Raw genomic sequence first — 19,171 nt, 5'->3', positions numbered from 1 at the left:
CATCACCTTAGTGGTAGTCCAGTTTGGGCCTGGCAAGAATAGTACTGATCACAAAAGAGATAAAAAGGCCGGAGACGATCACCATCAAAAAGGAAAGGCCTACCGTAGTTTCGAACTGCAGTTGAAAATAGACATCGGGCTTCAGCATATACATAAAGGTTCCAACCGTAGATACCAGAACCAGAAGATTCCCATATAAGCCAAGGCTGATCGCATCTCTGCTTCCTGCTTTTACAGTCAAAATCGTCTCTCTCTGCTGCTCCATAGAACGATTCAACAGCATTAGCGAGCTTTTTAAATAACGGGTTCCCTCCTTCTCGGCATAGAGCAGATCTGATATAAACTCTAAAGCGAAGGTGGTGCCAATCGCGCTGGAGAATCTCCCTGCCTCCTCAACAAGCTCCTTCTCATTACTGTAATTCGAAAATGCGGCACCTAGCAGCTTCAGAGGGCTCTTTAGTACATTTTTATCTGTAAGAAAATCCGCTGTCCGATCAAGGATCGAATCTACCGACAAATGTGTGAATTTGGTGGAGATTTTGACTACATCGAGGAGATCGTAGCTTCCATGTACCTTCCGCTGTGCATAGATGTATCTCATACGAAAATAAGGAATCGTCGCAGATATTACAGCTATAAAAAGCGGAAATCTCCACGCCCCCTGAATCGGCTGTCCCTCATTAAAAGTAATCCCCTCCAAAAAAGGATTGTTAAAACTCAACTTTCCAGGGAGCTCACTAAGTGTCAGTAGTCCTGATAAGAAAACCGCAATAAACAAAATGGCTGTACGCATAACAAAACGCATAACGCTAATACCCGGTTCATACTTCCGGTGTACGAAATACAGAAGCTTGTCCAGATGGCGGTAGAGCCACAGCCTTTTTTTAACCGAGCTAACTCTTTTGCCAAAACTGCTCATCTTATGTTTAATTCGAAAATCAAATTTCTGGACTACCTGCCGTAAATGCCTTTCGATGAGCAGTTTGGTGAGTAACCACAGTCCCCACACAATCCATAAATGAAGGACAAAACGAAAAATATAAAATAGTAAATCCATAGCTGTACCTCCTCACTCATTAAGTACTATCTTAGATTTCAAGCTTTCTTTAAGCGGCTGATCCATCGGCTTTGTTGATGCAAGTCGTCCCAGCTCTTTCAGGACAATCTGTGTAGCCTTCGCATTTTTCTTAGTCATTTTCAGCATCAGATTTTTCGTCAGCTTGTCATTATAAGACCAACACATTTCCTCCGGCTCCCAGCGCATAAGATCATTAGCAAACACTGAATTTCTCTCCTCTTCGTAAAAGATTTCTGATATTCGCGCCAGCCGCTTCTTCCCGTTCGGGACACTCTCCAAAATAAACACCAGCTCGCATGATTTCAGCGCAGAAATCAAATGCCCCTTTAGACTCCCGCCAATTCTTGTCGACACAGCAAACGCACCTTGATAAGGAATGTCCTCCGAATCCACGGTGTGGAAGGTTCCGGTGATCCCGTCGTATCCTTTTTCCCCACTCCACAAATAAAATTCCCACTCGTTATAACGCATCTCTGTCATATACAAAATATTTGGGTCATGCCGCAGCGACTCTACTCCCACCTCCATCAGTTCCTCATTCGCAGCTTGAATTGGAATAATTCGATGCCCTTTAATTTGATACGGTAAAATGGATTCCGGATGTTTCTCTATCATCACTACTCCCATGCAGGAGGAAGAGCCAAGCAGTTGCTCACCAACGATCGTATTGGCAAATGTTGTTTTTCCTGACCCTACAGCACCCGCAATAATGGTGTTGCGAAATGTGGACGATAACGCCCGAATGAACTCAACCGCCTCGGCAGGAATACATTCCGTACCCGCTTGATCCTCCAAATCCAGGAATTCTACAACCTGTCGCCGCAGTGATATCGTAGTAAAACCCTCCCAGACCCTAGGTGATACCCAAATCGCAAGCCGAATAAATCTACCTGGCCAGAGCGGATCATCCATTTTGAACTCCACCGAAGGATTATCCTTGTTCAGCTTTTTATTGGGATCACTTTTTAGCAAGGAACGCTTCAGCTGCTCCACCCGATCCAGTGAAGGCATTTCATACGGATAAGCTATAAACTCACCTTTATGGTTATAAAAAATTTGCTTCCCAATCATTTGTAATCCGGTTGACTCGCTGTATGCACGATCAGTAAACCAACGATACGCTGGTCCAAAACCCTTCCACTCGTGATACAGGGCCTCTGCCGCCGTTCGGTACGCTTCTGGAACCTTTCCAGTAAAAGGTGTTTTTCGTAAGTACTTCTCAATCTCATTCATAAAAAAGCTAACTGCCTGCGGATCGCCAATTAATGCCTTTGCATTTAGCTCGAAGTAAGCGTCATCCTCACGTTCTAACCCTTCGTTCATCTCGGTTTTCATTTTTTGTAAAAAAGCATAAAAATCTTCCTTGCCCGGTTTGCTAGTGCGCAGCACGCTTTGTTTTAGAGAAAAGAGTGGACGACTCGCGAGAGTTTCAATCATAGAAATATCCCTTTCTTTTTGTTCTCTGGCGCTAATCCCATCGACACCAATAGAGAATGTACCTTATCATCCACATGCTGTAGCTCTTTTTTGCCTAGAGGCAAGCTTTCCTGCAAGGGCTGGTAATACGGTAGCTCCAGCAAGATTTCAGTGCCAAATCTAAGGGCTATATTTTTGGACGAAGATATTTCCTCCACATTACTGCGGTTAATGATCAGCTGGAAATCATGCGGACGCAGATCTATATGCCCCGCAAGCTCGAATAGAGGTTCTAATCTGTGTTCATGTTTAGGATGAGTGACAATCATGCGTAACGACGACTTTTGCATACCGACATACCACGCAGCACTCTCGGGAATTGAACCGAAATCAGCAATAACCACATCCGCATTTGCTCCAGCTCTAGCCAAGAAATATTCGATCTCTTCCTCCAGATAATCCTGGACACTCAAGTAGTCGTAATTCCCCGGTAGATACAAATAGCCATCCTGCCTAATCAATTGCTCGAAATCTTCATCATGAATCATCTTCCCTGTAAGCTTGGGGCGCAGTTTGTCTAGACTTATCGTCGCTTTGCGGTCATACCCGGGGTCATATAAATCCAAACCAAGTACAAGAACACGTAGACCTGCCGCAGCAATTCGTCTTGCGAACAGCTTCGCCACACTCGTGCAGCCAATGCCTGGACCTGAGCCAAAAAAGCCAACCAAATTGCTCCGTTCCTCGCCATCCTCTTCCAGGATAAAACGAATCTTCTCTATCACTGCTGACGAGGTACAACGAGGAGGAATAAAATATAGACCTAAGCTTTCACATAACATATGCACAGCTTGATAGCCGCGAATTCCCTTTTGCAGATATAAATACAGGATCATAGAGCTTGGATATTTGTATCGCAGCTCGCTAAGCGCTTGAACAGATACCTGGTCACTAGTAACCATTAACATATGACCTTCGGTATGCGCCGGATCGGGATACACGTTTTGTGTAATTACATTAAATCCCGCGTTTTTGATATCATTAATCGTTAACTGATCTATGCCGAGACTAAATATTTTCAAGGCAATCTCCCCCTACTCTACCCGTACGATCCACAGTTTTTTGCCCTGCTCCAAAAATTGCCCTAGCCGTTGACCCTCACTTTTCTTCAGCTTCAATTCTGGTGTCGCCACCTTGCCAGTAGAAGTGAATCGGTTATTGTTGTTGCCTTTCTCAGAATCCTGCACATCATTATTGTCTTCTGTTCGCACATAGTTCACGGTAACTCCAGATAAAAAGATCTCTTTAGCAGGATCGCTAAGCAAGCTTTGTTTTTTCACCTGTTCCTCGTTTTCTTTTTTAACTGTATTTGAATCAAGCGCCTCTCGCTGCTTCTCTCGCTCACCTTCTACAAGATAAATGTCTACCTTATCCCGGCTTCGCAACGAACCATTGATGGCATAAATAGCCTCCTTCGGAATAGGAAATATACCTTCATCCTGCAAAGGCTCTAAATCACTAACATCCACCAGTGATGCTGTCAAAATACTACCGTTAGTCAGATTCACATTCGTAATTTTGTACTCCACTTGTGCGATTTCCGTAATTACACCAGAGGGTATATCCTTGGTCTGAACAGAATCCAGATACAAATCACTTGCTTTCAGCTCATAATTTTTAGGTAGAGATTCCCCAGCTCGCACCTTAACTTTGACCACGGTTTGGGAAAGCACGTAGGGCTTGAAATAGAGATCATAACCTAGCAATCCCCCGAATCCAGTAATCAAAATGAGACTTGCGAAAAAATAATTACGTTTTAACAAACGTCCCCGCTGTAACGCCAAACCTTCCACCTCCTTAACTACATGATTTTTGAGAACGACAAAAAGCACCTTGGCATAAATAGCCAAGCTGCTGGTAAAATGCTTTTTTACCTGATAGAGATTTAGTGAACTATTAAATTAAAGGATTCCGGTGAAAGCCCTCGGGCATAACCGTTGCTTTCACCGGAGAAGACCTTTATTTAAATACTACAGTTTTATTCTGATGGACGAGAATCCGGTCCTCGATATGCCATTTCACCGCACGAGCCAGAACAACACGTTCAATGGTACGCCCAATCCGTTTCAGCTCAATAACATCATCACTGTGGCTTACCCGCTGCACATCCTGTTCAATAATCGGTCCACCATCTAGTTCTTCAGTAACATAGTGAGCGGTTGCCCCGATAATTTTCACCCCACGTTGGTACGCTTGGGCGTATGGATTGCCGCCAATAAAGGCAGGCAGGAAAGAGTGGTGAATATTAATAATCTGATGGCGATAATGCTCAATAAAGGACGGCGAGATAATCTGCATATACCGTGCCAATATAATAACATCGATATCGTCTCCGATGACCGCTAACTGGTGTTTTTCTGCTTCATCCTTAGTATCCGCTGTGACTGGAATATGATGAAATGGAATGCCAAACGACTCGACATAAGATTTCATATCCAAATGGTTACTAACGACGAGGGCAATATCGGCATCGAGATCGCCCGCTTGCCACTGCCAGAGCAGTTCAACAAGACAATGGTCTTCTTTAGAGACGAATATGGCAAGTTTCTTCTTATGACGAACATTAAAAATCTTCCAGTCCATCTTAAAACGCTCCGCCACTCCGCCAAATTGAGAGCGAATCTCTTCCAGACGATCGCCTAATTCAGGTAGGTCAAACTCGACTCTCATAAAGAACATTCCACCATCTGGATCCATCGTATACTGATCCGACTGCACAATATTTGCGCCATGCTGATACAGAAAGTGTGATACAGCCGCCACAATTCCCGGTCCGTCAGGACAGGAAATGAGCATACGTGCCCGGTTGGAATAATGCTCGACACCTGACGAATTGTTTCTTTTTACGTGTAATTCCATGACCCTCTTCCCATCCTCTCATCTACATACGCAATCTGAAGTATAGCTTAAGCGTTCACGAGCACTTAATTGCCTGCTAACCAAGCAATTAAACGATGATTAATAGCTTCCTCGCTTAGTTGCGGGAACAGCTGGGCAGCGACAACTTCATCGTATAGACGCTCCAGTGGTTCACGTGGATCAGCTTTTTTAGCTTTGGCATCGTTCTTCAGCAGCTCCCAGACATTAAGTACATATTGACGGGAATCAATCTCCTGCTTGGCAAAAAATTCACGTAATGTTTCAACATCCTGCACGAATTCCGGTCCAAAGCGTTCAGCTACGTTACCTCGCAGCAAAGCGATCTCCACCTCATACATCGGACGTTGTGTCTTAGCATCTTTACCAATCCATGGGGTCTCCAGAATGAAAGGCAGACCTTCCAGCTTTTCATGGTGTACGATTTTGTTAATCGTATCAAACCCAATCCAACCCGAGCCAATTGGCGTGTGACGGTCTTTGCGAGCGCCACATGGATTTTTACTGTCATTAATGTGGATTACACCAAGACGATTCAACCCGATAGTCTCATCAAATTTGTTGAGAACACCGTCCAAATCATTAACGATATCATAACCAGCATCATGAATGTGGCAAGTATCAAGACAGACCGATAGACGTTCGTTATGTTCGACCTTAGCAATAATAGAAGCGATTTCTTCGAAGCTGCGGCCGATCTCTGTTCCTTTGCCAGCCATAGTTTCTAGAGCGATATGCACTTCCGTTTCATTCGTGCCTCCAAGCACCTCATTCAGACCATCTGCAATCCGCTGAATACCATATTCAGCATCTTTATCAGTGAACGCACCTGGATGTAATACAATATGCTTGACCTCAAGTGCATGGGTACGGCGTATTTCCTCTTGCAGGAAATCAACAGCCAGTTGGTACGTATTCTCTTTATAGGAAGCGAGATTAATAATGTAAGGTGCATGGACAACAATCTCCTCTACACCATTCTCTTTCATAACCTGCTTCCCTTCGTTGGGATACATGGCATCAATCGGCTTGCGGCGCGTATTCTGCGGCGCTCCTGTATATATCATAAACGAGCTAGAACCATACTCATTTGCTTCATTTGCTGCGGTCAAAAGACCCTTGTCCGAGCAAGACACGTGTGAACCTATTTTCAGCATACTTCTTCCCTCTTTCCTTCACGAATTAACCCCTATTCTACCGTGATCGGAAAAATAAATCTAGACGAGGCCAATATGCCGGGTTCTGCTTCGCAAAACTTTGGAAATAAGCTATACTTTAATATGAGAATAATTCGTGTGAGAATCCTCATTGCCAAAAGGTGGTGTATGCATGTTTATCCAATCAGGACTTGGTTTATTATCCACACCGAGCAATTGGTTTATGAACTCTATCGCTTTCTGGACATTTATGCTGCTCGGTTCCATGTGTATCGGCGGTTTTTTTATGTTCCGCAAATTCCTAAAGGTCCTGCCCAAAGCTGATGGAAAGTCAAAGCTAGACTGGCAAAATTACTGGGTGGAACGTAGCCGCCCGCTCTGGAGTGACGAAACAAAAGCCTTTTTGGACCAGCTTGTTCAACCTGTACCTGGTCCATTTCGTGATATTGCGAAGCATTCTATTGCTGCCGAGATCGGAAAAATCGCCGTCGAGAGCAATGCAAAAGAAGTTACTCGCGATCACTGCATTAAAGGTTACATAGTTGCCACACCGCGGCGCGATAACCGTTTTCTTGTCAATTTTCTCGAAAAGAATAAAATCGATTACTCTGCTTACCAGCATTTGTTTAAGTAATTTTTAATGAATTGTACGATTTAGAACGGAGGCCCTCCTTTGAAATATGTGATATGTGGCGGCACCGGTTTTATAGGTAGCGAACTAGCAAAATACTGGCTGCAAGCAGGTAATGAAGTTGCTATTGTAGGTCGGAATTTACCAAAAGACGCAACAACAATTCATCCTAAGCTGAGTTACCACACCTGGGACAGTCTAAGTTCTAATCCCGCTCCAGTGGAAAATGCAGCTGCCCTAATTAATCTCGCCGGAGCTTCCCTTAGCCAGCGCTGGAGTCCAAGTGGCAAAAAAGCGATTATGCAGTCCCGACTTGCAACCGTTTCCGCAGCAGCTAAATTAGTAGATCAAATGAAGCAAAAGCCTTCCGTAATCATTCAGGCTTCCGCCGTGGCGATTTACGGTACCTCTTTAGAGGATACTTTTAGTGAGTCCTCACCAGCCCAGGTCATGGATTTCCCTTCAGAAGTAGTTAAGACATGGGAAGAGGCTTCAGATGAAACTTACCATGGTATCCACGTGGTCAAGCTGCGTACCGGAGTTGTGCTCGGCAATGAGAGCGGAGCATTCCCCAAAATGAAGTTGCCTTATTTATTAGGTTTTGGCGGTAACATTGGCTCCGGAAAGCAGTGGGTCTCTTGGATTCATCTGACGGATATCGTCCGTCTAATTGATTTCTGTACGCAAAATCCCACGATTAACGGACCTGTTAATGCGACTGCTCCACATCCGGTAACGAACGAAGAGTTCGGCAGGACGATTGGCAAAGTCTACAAACGGCCGCACTGGTTCCCTTTGCCAGCCTTCCTGTTAAAAACAGCAGTCGGAGAATTATCCGAAATCTTACTCAAAGGTCAGCGCGTCCTGCCCGCAGCGGCATTAAATCATGGCTTTGACTTTACCTTCCCTACACTTCAAGTCGCTTTAGAAGATTTGAAAAAACAAAAATTGTAGAGCCACATTCATCGTTAGAACTCACCTTCATACTATATGGAATGTGTAGCTTCCTTTTATAATTTTAAATGTGGTCCCCTCTGTTAGTGGATACTCTTTATACGGGACCATGGCTTCACCTTGAAAAGGCGTTCCATTTCTGGAGTCAAGATCCTTGAGAATATATCCGCTGGTGCTCCTAGATATCTCAGCGTGTACTCTAGAAGCTCCTTCTGATCTTTCCACATATTGAGCGACCTCTGCCGATCGGCCGATAATGAAGCTAGTTCGATTTAACTCGATCATTTCCGCCTCTTCACCCTCCTCACCGCTTCTTTGAAGATAAGGAATACTCTGATCCAGCTTTTCGATTTGTCGTCCTTGCTCAGGCGGTTTCTCCTGTGATAATAAAGTTGTTGGCGCTATGGCTTCTTGTGCTTTAACAGAACAATGTTCCTCTGCTAGTGATTCATGACGGGTTGCCGGAACGTTAGCTGCTGAATCTGAGAATTGCGGTGTTACCTTTGGGATTGTTGCTGGAGGACGCGTAGAAGTCACAGGGTTCCTGCCAAAATTCCACTCCAATTCTTTCCGACTCGGATTACAGTTAGTATCTTCAGAATCTTCACTCAGACTATCATCATCTTCTTTACCAAGCTTTAACCTTCCGCTCCAAACCATCCAACTTAAAACAGCCAATACAATCGTCACAACTACACAGACGGCAAGCCATAACGGCTTTGGACTATCCAAATATAGAAACTTCCACAGTAGTGCATCTCCTAATAGACACCCTAGCACTATATAGGTTCTTGAGCTTGAGGCTTGCGGATTCGTTACCTGCTCATCCTCCAAGCTTAGAGACACGCTCTCCTCCTCTTTTATCTTAAGATTAGGATAGCTGCTGATCCAAGGAGTAGCAGTCGGCTGCTCCAATCCCTTATCTTCGCGATGCTCATATATTTTTCTTAATGGTGGAGCTGCTGCCTCTTTCACTAGATATTCTTTTACGCCTTCATGAAGCTGTCTTTCAGGTGTAACGGGCTCTCTTTCTGTCAGCAACTCTGATAAAAGAATCTTTAAGCCAGCTGGAGTAAATCCCTCTTCACTGCAATATTGCAATAGTCTTTGCACACCACTGCCAGTTAGCTCTGTGATAGATGCCATTAACACCATGATTAGTGACTTGAGTGACTCTCCAAGCTTTGAACCAGACTTATTCTCCTGAATGGGTATGTAGGTCAGGTATACTTTACCGCTCTGTAACGACCCTTCAATAAAAATGGCCTCTGTTTGCGTATAAGCCCTCATTTTTCCCTCTAATAAAAAAGTAACTTTATTGATGAAGTCGCCTCGATAGCCAGCTAACGTCTATTTAATTACTCTTCTTCTCAAAAATAATAATTCTTAATGTTCGAAATGGCATCATTAAAATCTTAGATTTATCATTCCAAACTTTATATACGGTTAATTAACTCCTTTAATTTTCTTAATCAGTGTCAACTACGCTATTCAGAACCTCTGCATTCTTACGAATACATAAATACTTTAATAGATTTTGAACAGAAACGTATTACGAAAGTAGGTAGAATTCATTTCACTTCTCTAAAATAAACTGTTCTATTTAGCATACCGTATTTGGGTCTAAAAAAGCAGGATAATATATCTTTAAATTTCTAAAGCGAATCATACGTAAATTTGCTCATTATTTATTTTCAGAGTGGATTTTCTGCCCCATTTTGTGGATAAACCCATGGGAACAAGCGTACTTACTGTGAATATCCTGTGGACAAGCTGTTAGTAAAAAAAAATGTTTACAAACACAATATATTGGGTTACCATTTATTTGAAAATACAATATATAGATATGGAGGTGTCATAATGGCTAAATCCAGTTCACAAAAAACTTCAAGTTCCAAGATGTCAACTGTTGCTTCGAAAGCTCTACAAAATAAACAAACCAGTAAGTTAACCAAGTCTCTAGCTGCCAGTGTCCTCTCGCAATCCAAATAATATCAAATAACATAAAAGGGAGTGAGTCTATGAGTAAAACAATTAAGATTAGAGTCGGCGGATCGAAGTCACAAACCAAAAACGATCTAAAAAGGTTTGAACGTGAAATCTCACGTGAAGTGGATAAGCAATTCGACAAATTAATAAAAAGATTAAAGTAAGCTTCATAACCTAAACTTCTCCTCCTTCAGATGCGGGTACATCTGAAGGAGACTCTTATATCACAAATAATTACGAATAAATAATCCCTCAATCATTTTCTTTCAGATTAATCACCTTTCGAATCACACATACCTGTTCTCCAAGAGTGATTCTTTATCATATATCGATATTCATCTTTTCGAAAATAACCATAGCTCCTACAGTAAGGTTTATGATACAAAAATTCCTGTAAAGGTGTGATCTAGATGCTAAAAGTAACTGGTTTTAATGAATTAAACAACAGATTGAAACAAATGAGTAAAGGCGTTCAGGAACTTGGTGCACAAAAACAAATGTCCTTTGAGGAACTCTTCCCAGATTCCTTTATTCAGAAACACACACCATGTGAGAACATCTCTGTCTTTCTTGAAGGCGTTGGCGTTAAATCGGAAGAAGACTTTGCGGCCCTTCCCCAGGAAGACTTAGAGAGCTATGTTAGTTCTACGACGAAATTTACGACTTTTCATGAAATGTCCCAGGCTGCTCTTGCTGAAGTGGTATATAAAAAATTAGGTTTTTAGTTTTACAGTTAGACAAGCCCCTGCATAGAAGCAAGGGCTTGTCTACTTAATAGCGACCTTAGACAATATAATAATGGATCATAATGTGGTCCATCCTCTAGACATTAATGAATAGCATTACACTTGATTTACATATAGAAATAATGAACAAGAATTAAATAGAAGTGGCAATTGAAAATATTTCATCACGCTTTCTTGGAGGGAGAGTATTTCATGCAAAAGGCAATCGTGGTTCATTTTTTTAACGATAAAAGTTTCCAAAGAAAATAAAGTATTAGACTAGCGGTAGCTTCATTAAGTTAACGGGCAGGATACTCCCAATATATGTTAATATAATTTTTTTTAGAAGGAAAAATCGGAAAAATGGACTAAGGAGTGAGTCTCATGACATCAGTCACACAAAGAATTGCACAAATTAAGCAACCTCGCGGGGGCTACCTGAAACCAAAAGATTTTGTTGAAATATTATTGGATGATGGGGTTGAACTCTATCCAGAAGAGAACATTCATGCAGGTTTAGTTGGGTTAGCAGTTGATTATTTGACCCGTTATACAATGGGGACTCCTGCGGAACAAGCATTTGATATCTCATTGCGTGGTGCATCAATTATTGGCGAAAGAGAAGACGCCGATTTCTTCCTGTCTAGAGTGCGGGGGTTGGATGATCTATCTATAAGATTTGCATGTAAACTTGTGGGTTATGATGTATGCACTAGAGTGGGGATTATCGGATATAAGAATGCAGATGATATTCATGTAGACGAAAAAACGGTCTTTAATATCCGCACCATGGTTAACCGTAGTCTTGCTTTTTTTGAAGAATATGGGCCAATCATCAAAGAAGGCTTCACTTTTGAACTTGGGTACACACCAACGGTTACATCAGGCGATGGAGACTTTCTCACCGAAAATACCCTATGGGATTTCCAGGTTTCAAAGAATAAGCCAACGACTGGTCATACTTTGCAATTATTGATGTATTACATTTTAGGTATTTGTTCAATACATAGGGAGTTTCATGATGTAAAGAAATTAGGTATCTATAATCCAAGGTTTAACAAAGCTTATTTGCGTGAAATTTCAAAAATCGATTCTTCGGTGATAAAAAAGGTAGCTACTGACGTTGTAGGTGTAGAAGCAAATAAAGTCTTAGATTGATTATGTAAATACAACAATTTTTATCTGAGTTCCATTTACAAAACTTTCTAAGGCCATCGTCTTTACATCCACTTGTTATTTTTGAGATCAGATAAAAGTGAGCTAGCTGACGGCGACGGGATATCATTGTGTTCGATCAGAGCTTTAGATGCCGTTTCCGTTCGGAGCATGCCTTCGACGTTTTTCCCAGTTGTTGATAATTTGCATGTGCCTTGAATTTAAGAAGATCATTTAAATATTTATTGTTTTTTATTAATTTGTCGTCTGAAGAATTTCGTTTCTCAAATACATAAGAAACCATTCTTCACCCAATTTGCTGTGTCTACCATCGTATGTATTCGGGTTAGCGTTATACAATGATCCTTTTGAAAAAACCACAAAATCTCCACTGAACAATCTGACTAAGGATCGCGCACTTTGAGGCAAGGATTCTCCTTGAAATTCACCATTCTCATGGAACTTAAGATCAATGTAATCACCAGGTGTAATTTCTGTAAGTTCTTCAAAATTAGATTCAGATTTTTCGTATACACCACTTGGCTTGAGCGGAACAGTGATTACACGAAAATGTGCCCATTCCAAAGGAGCTTCATTGAATGATTGAAACTTCACCTTTGAAATTTTCAAAATGTATGGAAAACCACACAAATACATTTCTACACAACCTTGTTCGTACGACTGTCTTGCTCCAGTCAAATCCATACCGCCCCTAAAGGGTATAAATGTGTGATTCAATGCATTTGCGTGTCCGATTTTTTCAAGAATTCCAATGATTTCTGTAGTTTCTGTCCATTCATGTTGTTGGGGTATACCGTCAGGAAAAATTCCATGTAGAAATTCCTCCCATTTATGTAGTTGGTCTTTGCGAAAAGTAGATTTCATCTTCATTTCCCCTAAAAAAAGTTTGGTAAACTTAGAATACCATTTGAAGTTAAGTTTGGAAACCTGGGGTTACAAGCAGCAGGGAGAATCGTATTACGACTAATGTTGAACAATAGAACGGTGTTTTTCTTCTTTTAATTAAAGAATGATTTTAATCAATGCTGTTAAGGACTAATTCAATTTGTTCATCAATTTTTGCAAGTAGATTATTTAATCCAATGACAAGGTCTATCTTTTCGTCAGGGTCTAAATCATAATCTACAATCTGTTCCATACTCACTTTTTCACTTGTTATGTAATTAAAACCCTCTAAAAGATTATTCCTTTGTTCCTTTTCAAGTAATACAAAGTATTTACTACCTAAAATTTCTTTAGATACTTCTTCATAAGTTACGAACACTTTGTCAAACAATTCATTTGCAATGTGCGCTAGACGCTCATTATCGTCATCCATAATATTACCCAAGTGATCTTGGAGAGCATCATAACGAAAGCAAAAGTTTGATAAAATATGCCTAATGACGAATAGCTCTCTTAAAATATCTTCTTTATACTCGTCGCTCCTTTTTCCAATCGTAGCACTTAGCGCTCCAAAAGATAAAGACCATTCCTTAATTTCAAACTTATTCAGTAAACCAAACATATTAAAACTTCCTTTCAATTCAAATTTGAGTACATTGTAACAGGTATAATATTGTAAAAACATGACTTTTAACTCTCTTTTTTTATAGTATAGTTCTATACTATTGAAAGGCTTCAGCCGAGTAACATCACTCGCCGCTGTTTCAACTAACAGGCAGGATAGTCGAATCGTCCCTCGAATATTTTATCACTTGGATAATTTAAAGAATTTCTCGATATAACGTTATTTTATACGCAAATCTTGATATGTGAGGTGGTTCGTTTGAAGAAAGGACTTGTTATTTTATTGAATGGAGCTTCAAGCTCAGGAAAAACCAGTATTACTATGGAACTAAAAAAACAGAACGAGATCCAATTTCATCACTTATCCTATGATGATTTTTCTGGTAACTACAATGATTTTATCAATAAAACATATCCAGGTATTAGACCTACACGAGTATTGGATGATGAAGTTATCTCAGAGATCCTTTTTGATCCCATCAGTTCAGTGTACTATGCGACCATTAAATTGTTTTCGGAAATGGGGCTGAATGTCATCGTCGATACCGTAATTGATAATGACAAGCACTTCAATGAATTACATGATCTGCTGATGGATCTTCCCACATTGTTTGTAGGTGTATTGTGTTCAAGGGACGGACTCATAAGAAGAGAGCACATTAGAGGAGATCGAGCCTTTGGATTAGCGCTTTACCAGTACAACAAAGTATATTCCTTTGATGAATATGACCTTGAAGTTAATACTGAAAAGTTGAACCCAACTGAATGTGCCGATAAAATATTAAGGTTTATTAATCACGATCTGTCACACTCGGTATTTAAAAAATTAAGTAAAAGAGAGATTCGTGATTCATAGAAGGAAAATTCATCAATTAACACTAAATTCAAGCATTGGGGCTACTCCCCCTCTGGCTGCCCGACGGATTTAGGAATTAAGCTAAACGGAAACGCTAGTTGAACGACAACAGCGGCAGTCTAGGACTTATTATCAAGTCTTAGACTGCCGCTGCTTTTATTAATTTGTTTTTAAAACTAATAACTCTTCAATGCAAAAACCCGTTTAATCAATAACTCCAGTCTAATACTCTATTTTCAGCGAACACCTAATTTAAAGCCATGCTCAGGGAATAAATACGCAGATAGCATTTCAATATCTCGTTTTTCTTCCAACATAGTTTCAACTATCGGGGGTTTCCCCTCTAACAAGGTTACTTTAGGGATTTTCTCAGCATTCCATATCCTATACTCGAATTCCCAGTCGTTCTTACTTAGGAAATTTAAGTAAATAACTATTAAAACACCTTCATCATTAAGTATTAAACTGTTATGAATTTCCCATGTTTTTGTTTTATTTTCCTTAGTCTTTAAGTTGCACATATATATTAATCCTATCGCAATATCACATCATATCCAAATGAATCACCTGATTCGGCAAAAGAGAAAGGATATTAAAGATAACTCGACCTACTGGAACTTTATTTCCCGAATCTAACACTTATTTTTCGGATTTTCTTTTGACAACACAGACTGAGAAAGTAAGCATTTAGACTGATACTGCTTCATTAAGCTATACCAGGTTAGCGTGGTGAAAATGCTGCACCAGCGGTGCAGCATCTGATTTCAGTCACTCCCTTGCTGGTAGCACGTTTTGTGGGTAATCTGGAATTTCGCTCAATAGCTTCTCATATTCTCCGTTTTCACCATAGAGTAATGCTTTTTTTAAAGCATTTGCTAGTTTTTCTCCATAATATGATGTTGTGAGCTGAAGCAGCCGTCCATATGGCTGGGGATGAGTGGGGCTTTCTACCGCCCCTCTTAGATGCTGCATATCCTGAAACAGATCCTTGAGAGCTAACAACATAAATTTTTCATTAAGCCAGATCCGCTTTTTGGTAAGAACATCTTTTGTAATGCGATATGCAAGATGGTCAGCATGATATTCTACCTCATGTGATTGTTCTCTATGATCCAGTAAAATGTGAGCGAGTTCATGCGATACAATAAACAGCTCCTTAACATAGAGCATATCCCCCCGCAGAAAATCTGCCTCCTTAGCTAGGAGAATGAGTGGACCGAATGGAACCCCATGTGTTCTATAATTGACAATCAGTTCGTTGTAAAATGTATTGATATCATCCAACGTGACCGTTTTTGGTTCTTTTCTGTCGCAGAATTCAATATATTCAAGTTCATTGGATGCTATTTTATATTTTGTGCACTGATTTATAAAGGTAATCATGCCATAGTTGATAAGAATGACATCATATTTAGTTCTCTCCACTCGCGCTCTGTGCTCACCGCTATTGACAAGTCCGATTGCTACTCTCTTTTTTAATTCTGACACCTCTTCTTCAGTAAACAAGGAGAGGATATCTTCCCATAACTGAAATATAATAACCTCTTCTGCATTTCCAACGTTCATAACTTCAAAGTAATTATAACCTGCTTCCTCAGCCCTCTTTATTAAGACTTCCTCGTATTCTGGATGCTTTTGAAATAGATCATACGCCTGATTATTATGCTTTTTAAATGTTTGCACTAGTTCATCTGCAGATTGAAAATTGATATCCCAAGTCATCATGGTATCCCCCTCTTTCTTAACAGGATACCATATAATTACACAACCGAAATCTCATATTGTAAAAAAAGATCATTTGCGTAGCGTTTGTTAGTGCTAATCGTTTTCCTCCTACAGTTGATCGATGAAAATAAAGAAATAGACAGAAAAACTTTTATACCTTAGAAATATAGTTATAAGCTATCGGTGGTGTTAAGCTATCAAAGAACATTAGTTCAATGGCAACAGCGGCGACAAAAGCTTGGCTAATTAAGCCTTGCTCGCCGCTTTTTCTTTCTTATTGAAGAATATCCTCCCCTCAATCATGCATTCAATGAATCGAATCCATAAGTGGGGTCTCCGTGTCCGTTGAAGTGGGGTATTAGTAAGGTCGTTAAACGTCTGACAGCAGGTTTTACAGCGGTAACGTTGCCGTTTGACCTCTCCAACACGTGTTTTAATAATGTATTTTCCGAAGCGTACGACTGAGTGATTTTTACAATGGGGACAAACAAGTCCATGTTTATGCTTCTGCTCCTGAATCTCATCAATTGCTCGTATTGGAGTCGTTGTCCTCTCTATTCTGGACTGCAAAAACTGGATAAGTTCTTGCTTACTTTTATCGTCCAATGCATTAGCAAGCTTTTTCAATTCCTTCATTTCCATAGGAAAATCATCTCCGAGCAATGATATTACCTATATTATAGAACGAATGTTCGTAAACATCAAATATCAACATTGTTGTTTAACATAGCAAAAAAAAAAAAAAAAAAACGGATTTCGTGGATTTGAACTCTTAATCACAGTGGAAGTGAAGCCCTTTGTTGGACCTCATAATTACGTGGGTATGGATCGAATTACACTTGAAGGGTCTGCTAAACCTACCGTTCCTCAAATATTGCTTTTGTAAAGATTTTTGAAGGAAGGGTTCAGTATATTAATGCTATTAATTGAAGGATAGTAGTTCCGATAAGAAACACATTTAATTGATTTGGATGTATTTAAAAATCCTCTTTATAATTTCAGTAAACATTTCCAGCCCCGAACTCTATTTCGGGGCTTAATCAGTTATCTCACTAATTCCAATAAATTACTTAAATATCGAAATTGATTATACGTCAATTTATAGATTAGTTAGGTATTTAAGCGAAGTTCGCAAAGTATTGGAGCAAATTAAAAATATTAAATCAATCGATGGTATACCAATGCAAAATTTGCACTCTTAAGGATTTTATGATGATTAAAAAGAATAACCCGAAATCAGATTTCTTTTTCAAAAAACTAGTTGTTTCCAATTCTAGAATATATTAAAGTAAAAGTAAATAATATATTGGAGGATTCTGCAATATGAAAAAAATGTTTTTATTGTTAATTAGCTCTTTTTTGATGATTACCATTTTTCTAACAGGTTGTTCGAGTGAATCTAGTGTACAAACACCACAATTCACAGCAATAAACAAGATCGAAAAGGAAATCGTTAACATACCCAACTATGATGATTTCGCAAAATTCATGGAGGATTTTGAAAACAATATTGATATAGCTGGATTCTCATTAATTCAACCGTATAAAACAATTTTTTTAATAGAAAGAGATTTTACATTTAACAAAAAAGACACCATAACTGTTGGAGGCGGAAGTGGTGATTTCAATCCCACACAACAACTATTTATCTTTGAAAATAAGGATAAATCTATTCAGTTTTATGTCCGTTTTGCGTATACAGAAGTAGATATGGGAAACAACTTAGTTGCTTGGGAGGTCCCTACTGGATATGACCAAGCCGACTCTGAATTATTAAATAGAACTGATATGGCAACGTACACATATAGAAATCTAATCGTTACCGTTACTCAAAATGCAAAAACAAAAGCAAATTTAAGCGTTACCAAAAATGCAGTAAAATCCGTACTAAGCACATTAGATTCATATTATAGCAAATAATGTTGAATTTTCCATAAAACTAGCATATACTGGGTTAGTAGTAAAAAAATACTAGGAGGTAATTATTTTGAATTTTAAGATTAATAAGAAGATTGCAGTAACCGCTCTCGCTCTCCTCACGATGTCAACCTCTAGTGCTATCGTCAACGCTCAAGAGGTTGTCCCTAGCAAAATACAAGAGTTGGCAGATTCGAAGGTTTCTACGAAACTTCCGACTCCTGAAGTTAGAGCTTGGGAAACGGACTTAAACGGGAATACCAAGGAAGTTATCCCTCTTTCCCAAAGAGCGAATTTAAAGAGCCCCCCTACTAATGATGGATATAGTTATGTATTTGATCAATATGTGCCAACTAAAGTAGAGAGAGATTGGCATTATAAGAATCTTGGAATATTTCGTTATCAAAACGGTACTGGTGGTACTGCATCGATCCAGTATGAACAGCAAAACACCACATCTGGAAAGTGGAATGTATCAACTAACATTAGTGGGAAAACAGAGTTTCAAGTACCTTTTTTAACCAAATTAGAGGTTCAAGTTGGCGGCTCATGGGGTATGGAAAGAGGATGGATCAAAAATGTAAAATATGGTACGAATCAACAGGTGTTAAAAGACACAACGGTCTATTTAACAAATTATCAAGTTGCGGCTAATGCAAGCGGGAGTTTGCAATGGAAAAAATATTCTTCGACTGGCACCATGGTAGGAGTCTATAATGAGTCTGCTGGTGGATATGCAGTATCTATGAGTGATACTAATATCGAAGTTACACTCACAGAGCCCTTTTAATACAGTTACGACAAGTAAATGGACGCAACTGAAAATCATCAGTTGCGTCTTTTTGTATTTTATTCAACTTATAAACTCGATTAATACAGGATTACGCGGTGCTTGCACAGGATTCCCATTTTTTATTTGTCATTCTGAACTTCATGATCTCATCAGTGCAAGAGAATATTTGAATTATTGGCTACAATTAATAAGTAATCATAGATAAACTTCAATTAGAAAACTGCGTTTTTTTCAATGGCAACAGCAGCGACCAAAGCTTAGTTTAAATAAGTCTGTCTTGGTCGCTCTTCTTCTTTTCTTAATGAGAA

Annotated in this window: 19 protein-coding genes and 2 pseudogenes; 9 read left to right on the top strand and 12 right to left on the bottom strand. The window is 39.7% G+C overall.

Going from position 1 to position 19,171, the window contains the following annotated elements; genetic code table 11:
- Window positions 1-7: 7 nt before the first annotated feature.
- From NSQ91_RS05865 to NSQ91_RS05840, 6 genes are all read right to left on the bottom strand, one after another.
- On the bottom strand, window positions 8-1,057 hold the full coding sequence (locus tag NSQ91_RS05865) for a hypothetical protein (protein ID WP_076185800.1): 1,050 nt from the start codon (window positions 1,055-1,057) through the stop codon (window positions 8-10).
- 12 nt (window positions 1,058-1,069) lie between these two features.
- Window positions 1,070-2,515, bottom strand: coding sequence for an ATPase, T2SS/T4P/T4SS family (locus tag NSQ91_RS05860; protein ID WP_340916876.1), 1,446 nt, complete (start codon window positions 2,513-2,515; stop codon window positions 1,070-1,072).
- Entirely contained in the window at window positions 2,512-3,576 is a 1,065-nt protein-coding gene (locus tag NSQ91_RS05855) for a hypothetical protein (RefSeq protein ID WP_340916874.1), read from the bottom strand. Before NSQ91_RS05855 ends, NSQ91_RS05860 begins: the two co-directional genes overlap by 4 nt.
- Before the next feature lie 12 nt (window positions 3,577-3,588).
- Window positions 3,589-4,338 carry an SAF domain-containing protein gene (locus NSQ91_RS05850; protein WP_076307115.1) on the bottom strand — a complete coding sequence of 250 codons (750 nt, stop codon included), beginning with the start codon at window positions 4,336-4,338 and terminating at the stop codon, window positions 3,589-3,591.
- A gap of 175 nt (window positions 4,339-4,513) precedes the next feature.
- The gene (gene purU / locus NSQ91_RS05845) at window positions 4,514-5,413 is read right to left on the bottom strand and encodes a formyltetrahydrofolate deformylase (RefSeq protein WP_340012027.1); all 900 of its coding nucleotides are present in this window, start codon (window positions 5,411-5,413) and stop codon (window positions 4,514-4,516) included.
- A gap of 65 nt (window positions 5,414-5,478) precedes the next feature.
- Entirely contained in the window at window positions 5,479-6,588 is a 1,110-nt protein-coding gene (locus NSQ91_RS05840; protein WP_036681702.1) for a deoxyribonuclease IV, read from the bottom strand.
- Between the two features lie 172 nt (window positions 6,589-6,760).
- On the opposite strand from NSQ91_RS05840, the gene NSQ91_RS05835 reads away from it, so the two are divergent.
- Window positions 6,761-7,222: a DUF2621 domain-containing protein gene (locus tag NSQ91_RS05835; RefSeq protein ID WP_036681700.1), complete on the top strand. Its 462-nt coding sequence runs from the start codon at window positions 6,761-6,763 to the stop codon at window positions 7,220-7,222.
- Window positions 7,223-7,270: 48 nt separating this feature from the next.
- Window positions 7,271-8,173, top strand: a complete 903-nt coding sequence (locus NSQ91_RS05830; RefSeq protein WP_445670808.1) for a TIGR01777 family oxidoreductase — start codon at window positions 7,271-7,273, stop codon at window positions 8,171-8,173.
- A 27-nt stretch (window positions 8,174-8,200) separates the two neighbouring features.
- Here the strand turns inward: NSQ91_RS05830 and NSQ91_RS05825 are convergent, their stop codons facing one another.
- Window positions 8,201-9,463, bottom strand: coding sequence for an FHA domain-containing protein (locus NSQ91_RS05825; RefSeq protein ID WP_340916864.1), 1,263 nt, complete (start codon window positions 9,461-9,463; stop codon window positions 8,201-8,203).
- Window positions 9,464-10,194: 731 nt separating this feature from the next.
- Between NSQ91_RS05825 and NSQ91_RS05820 the strand changes: the two genes are divergently transcribed.
- From NSQ91_RS05820 to NSQ91_RS05810, 3 genes are all read left to right on the top strand, one after another.
- Window positions 10,195-10,326, top strand: a complete 132-nt coding sequence (locus NSQ91_RS05820; RefSeq protein WP_340916862.1) for a hypothetical protein — start codon at window positions 10,195-10,197, stop codon at window positions 10,324-10,326.
- 246 nt (window positions 10,327-10,572) lie between these two features.
- On the top strand, window positions 10,573-10,887 hold the full coding sequence (locus NSQ91_RS05815) for a hypothetical protein (RefSeq protein ID WP_340916859.1): 315 nt from the start codon (window positions 10,573-10,575) through the stop codon (window positions 10,885-10,887).
- Window positions 10,888-11,271: 384 nt separating this feature from the next.
- The gene (locus tag NSQ91_RS05810) at window positions 11,272-12,045 is read left to right on the top strand and encodes a hypothetical protein (RefSeq protein WP_340916856.1); all 774 of its coding nucleotides are present in this window, start codon (window positions 11,272-11,274) and stop codon (window positions 12,043-12,045) included.
- Window positions 12,046-12,297: 252 nt separating this feature from the next.
- Here the strand turns inward: NSQ91_RS05810 and NSQ91_RS05805 are convergent, their stop codons facing one another.
- Together NSQ91_RS05805 and NSQ91_RS05800 are read right to left on the bottom strand one after the other, a co-directional pair.
- Window positions 12,298-12,927 carry a serine/threonine protein kinase gene (locus NSQ91_RS05805; protein WP_340916853.1) on the bottom strand — a complete coding sequence of 210 codons (630 nt, stop codon included), beginning with the start codon at window positions 12,925-12,927 and terminating at the stop codon, window positions 12,298-12,300.
- Between the two features lie 151 nt (window positions 12,928-13,078).
- Window positions 13,079-13,570, bottom strand: coding sequence for a hypothetical protein (locus tag NSQ91_RS05800; RefSeq protein WP_340916850.1), 492 nt, complete (start codon window positions 13,568-13,570; stop codon window positions 13,079-13,081).
- A gap of 261 nt (window positions 13,571-13,831) precedes the next feature.
- On the opposite strand from NSQ91_RS05800, the gene NSQ91_RS05795 reads away from it, so the two are divergent.
- A complete protein-coding gene (locus NSQ91_RS05795) occupies window positions 13,832-14,428 on the top strand; it encodes a chloramphenicol phosphotransferase CPT family protein (protein WP_340916848.1) in 597 nt (198 codons plus the stop codon).
- 236 nt (window positions 14,429-14,664) lie between these two features.
- On the opposite strand, the gene NSQ91_RS05790 is transcribed toward NSQ91_RS05795, so the two are convergent.
- From NSQ91_RS05790 to NSQ91_RS05780, 3 genes and pseudogenes are all read right to left on the bottom strand, one after another.
- Window positions 14,665-14,949, bottom strand: coding sequence for a hypothetical protein (locus tag NSQ91_RS05790; protein ID WP_340916845.1), 285 nt, complete (start codon window positions 14,947-14,949; stop codon window positions 14,665-14,667).
- Between the two features lie 247 nt (window positions 14,950-15,196).
- Entirely contained in the window at window positions 15,197-16,153 is a 957-nt protein-coding gene (locus tag NSQ91_RS05785; protein WP_340916842.1) for a hypothetical protein, read from the bottom strand.
- A gap of 291 nt (window positions 16,154-16,444) precedes the next feature.
- Window positions 16,445-16,795 (bottom strand): annotated as a pseudogene (locus NSQ91_RS05780) (transposase); the annotation flags it as partial.
- A gap of 109 nt (window positions 16,796-16,904) precedes the next feature.
- Here NSQ91_RS05780 and NSQ91_RS31975 point away from each other — a divergent pair.
- From NSQ91_RS31975 to NSQ91_RS05770, 3 genes and pseudogenes are all read left to right on the top strand, one after another.
- Window positions 16,905-17,039 (top strand): annotated as a pseudogene (locus NSQ91_RS31975) (hypothetical protein); the annotation flags it as partial.
- Between the two features lie 437 nt (window positions 17,040-17,476).
- Window positions 17,477-18,073, top strand: coding sequence for a hypothetical protein (locus NSQ91_RS05775; protein ID WP_340916839.1), 597 nt, complete (start codon window positions 17,477-17,479; stop codon window positions 18,071-18,073).
- A 67-nt stretch (window positions 18,074-18,140) separates the two neighbouring features.
- Entirely contained in the window at window positions 18,141-18,860 is a 720-nt protein-coding gene (locus tag NSQ91_RS05770) for a hypothetical protein (protein ID WP_340916836.1), read from the top strand.
- The last annotated feature ends 311 nt before the right edge of the window (window positions 18,861-19,171 follow it).

Origin of the sequence: Paenibacillus sp. FSL R7-0048 (genome assembly GCF_038004505.1) — a bacterium.
Taxonomy (GTDB): domain Bacteria; phylum Bacillota; class Bacilli; order Paenibacillales; family Paenibacillaceae; genus Paenibacillus_AQ; species Paenibacillus_AQ odorifer.
The sequence above is the reverse complement of the archived record's forward strand: the minus strand, read 5'-3'. Positions and strand labels throughout refer to the sequence as shown.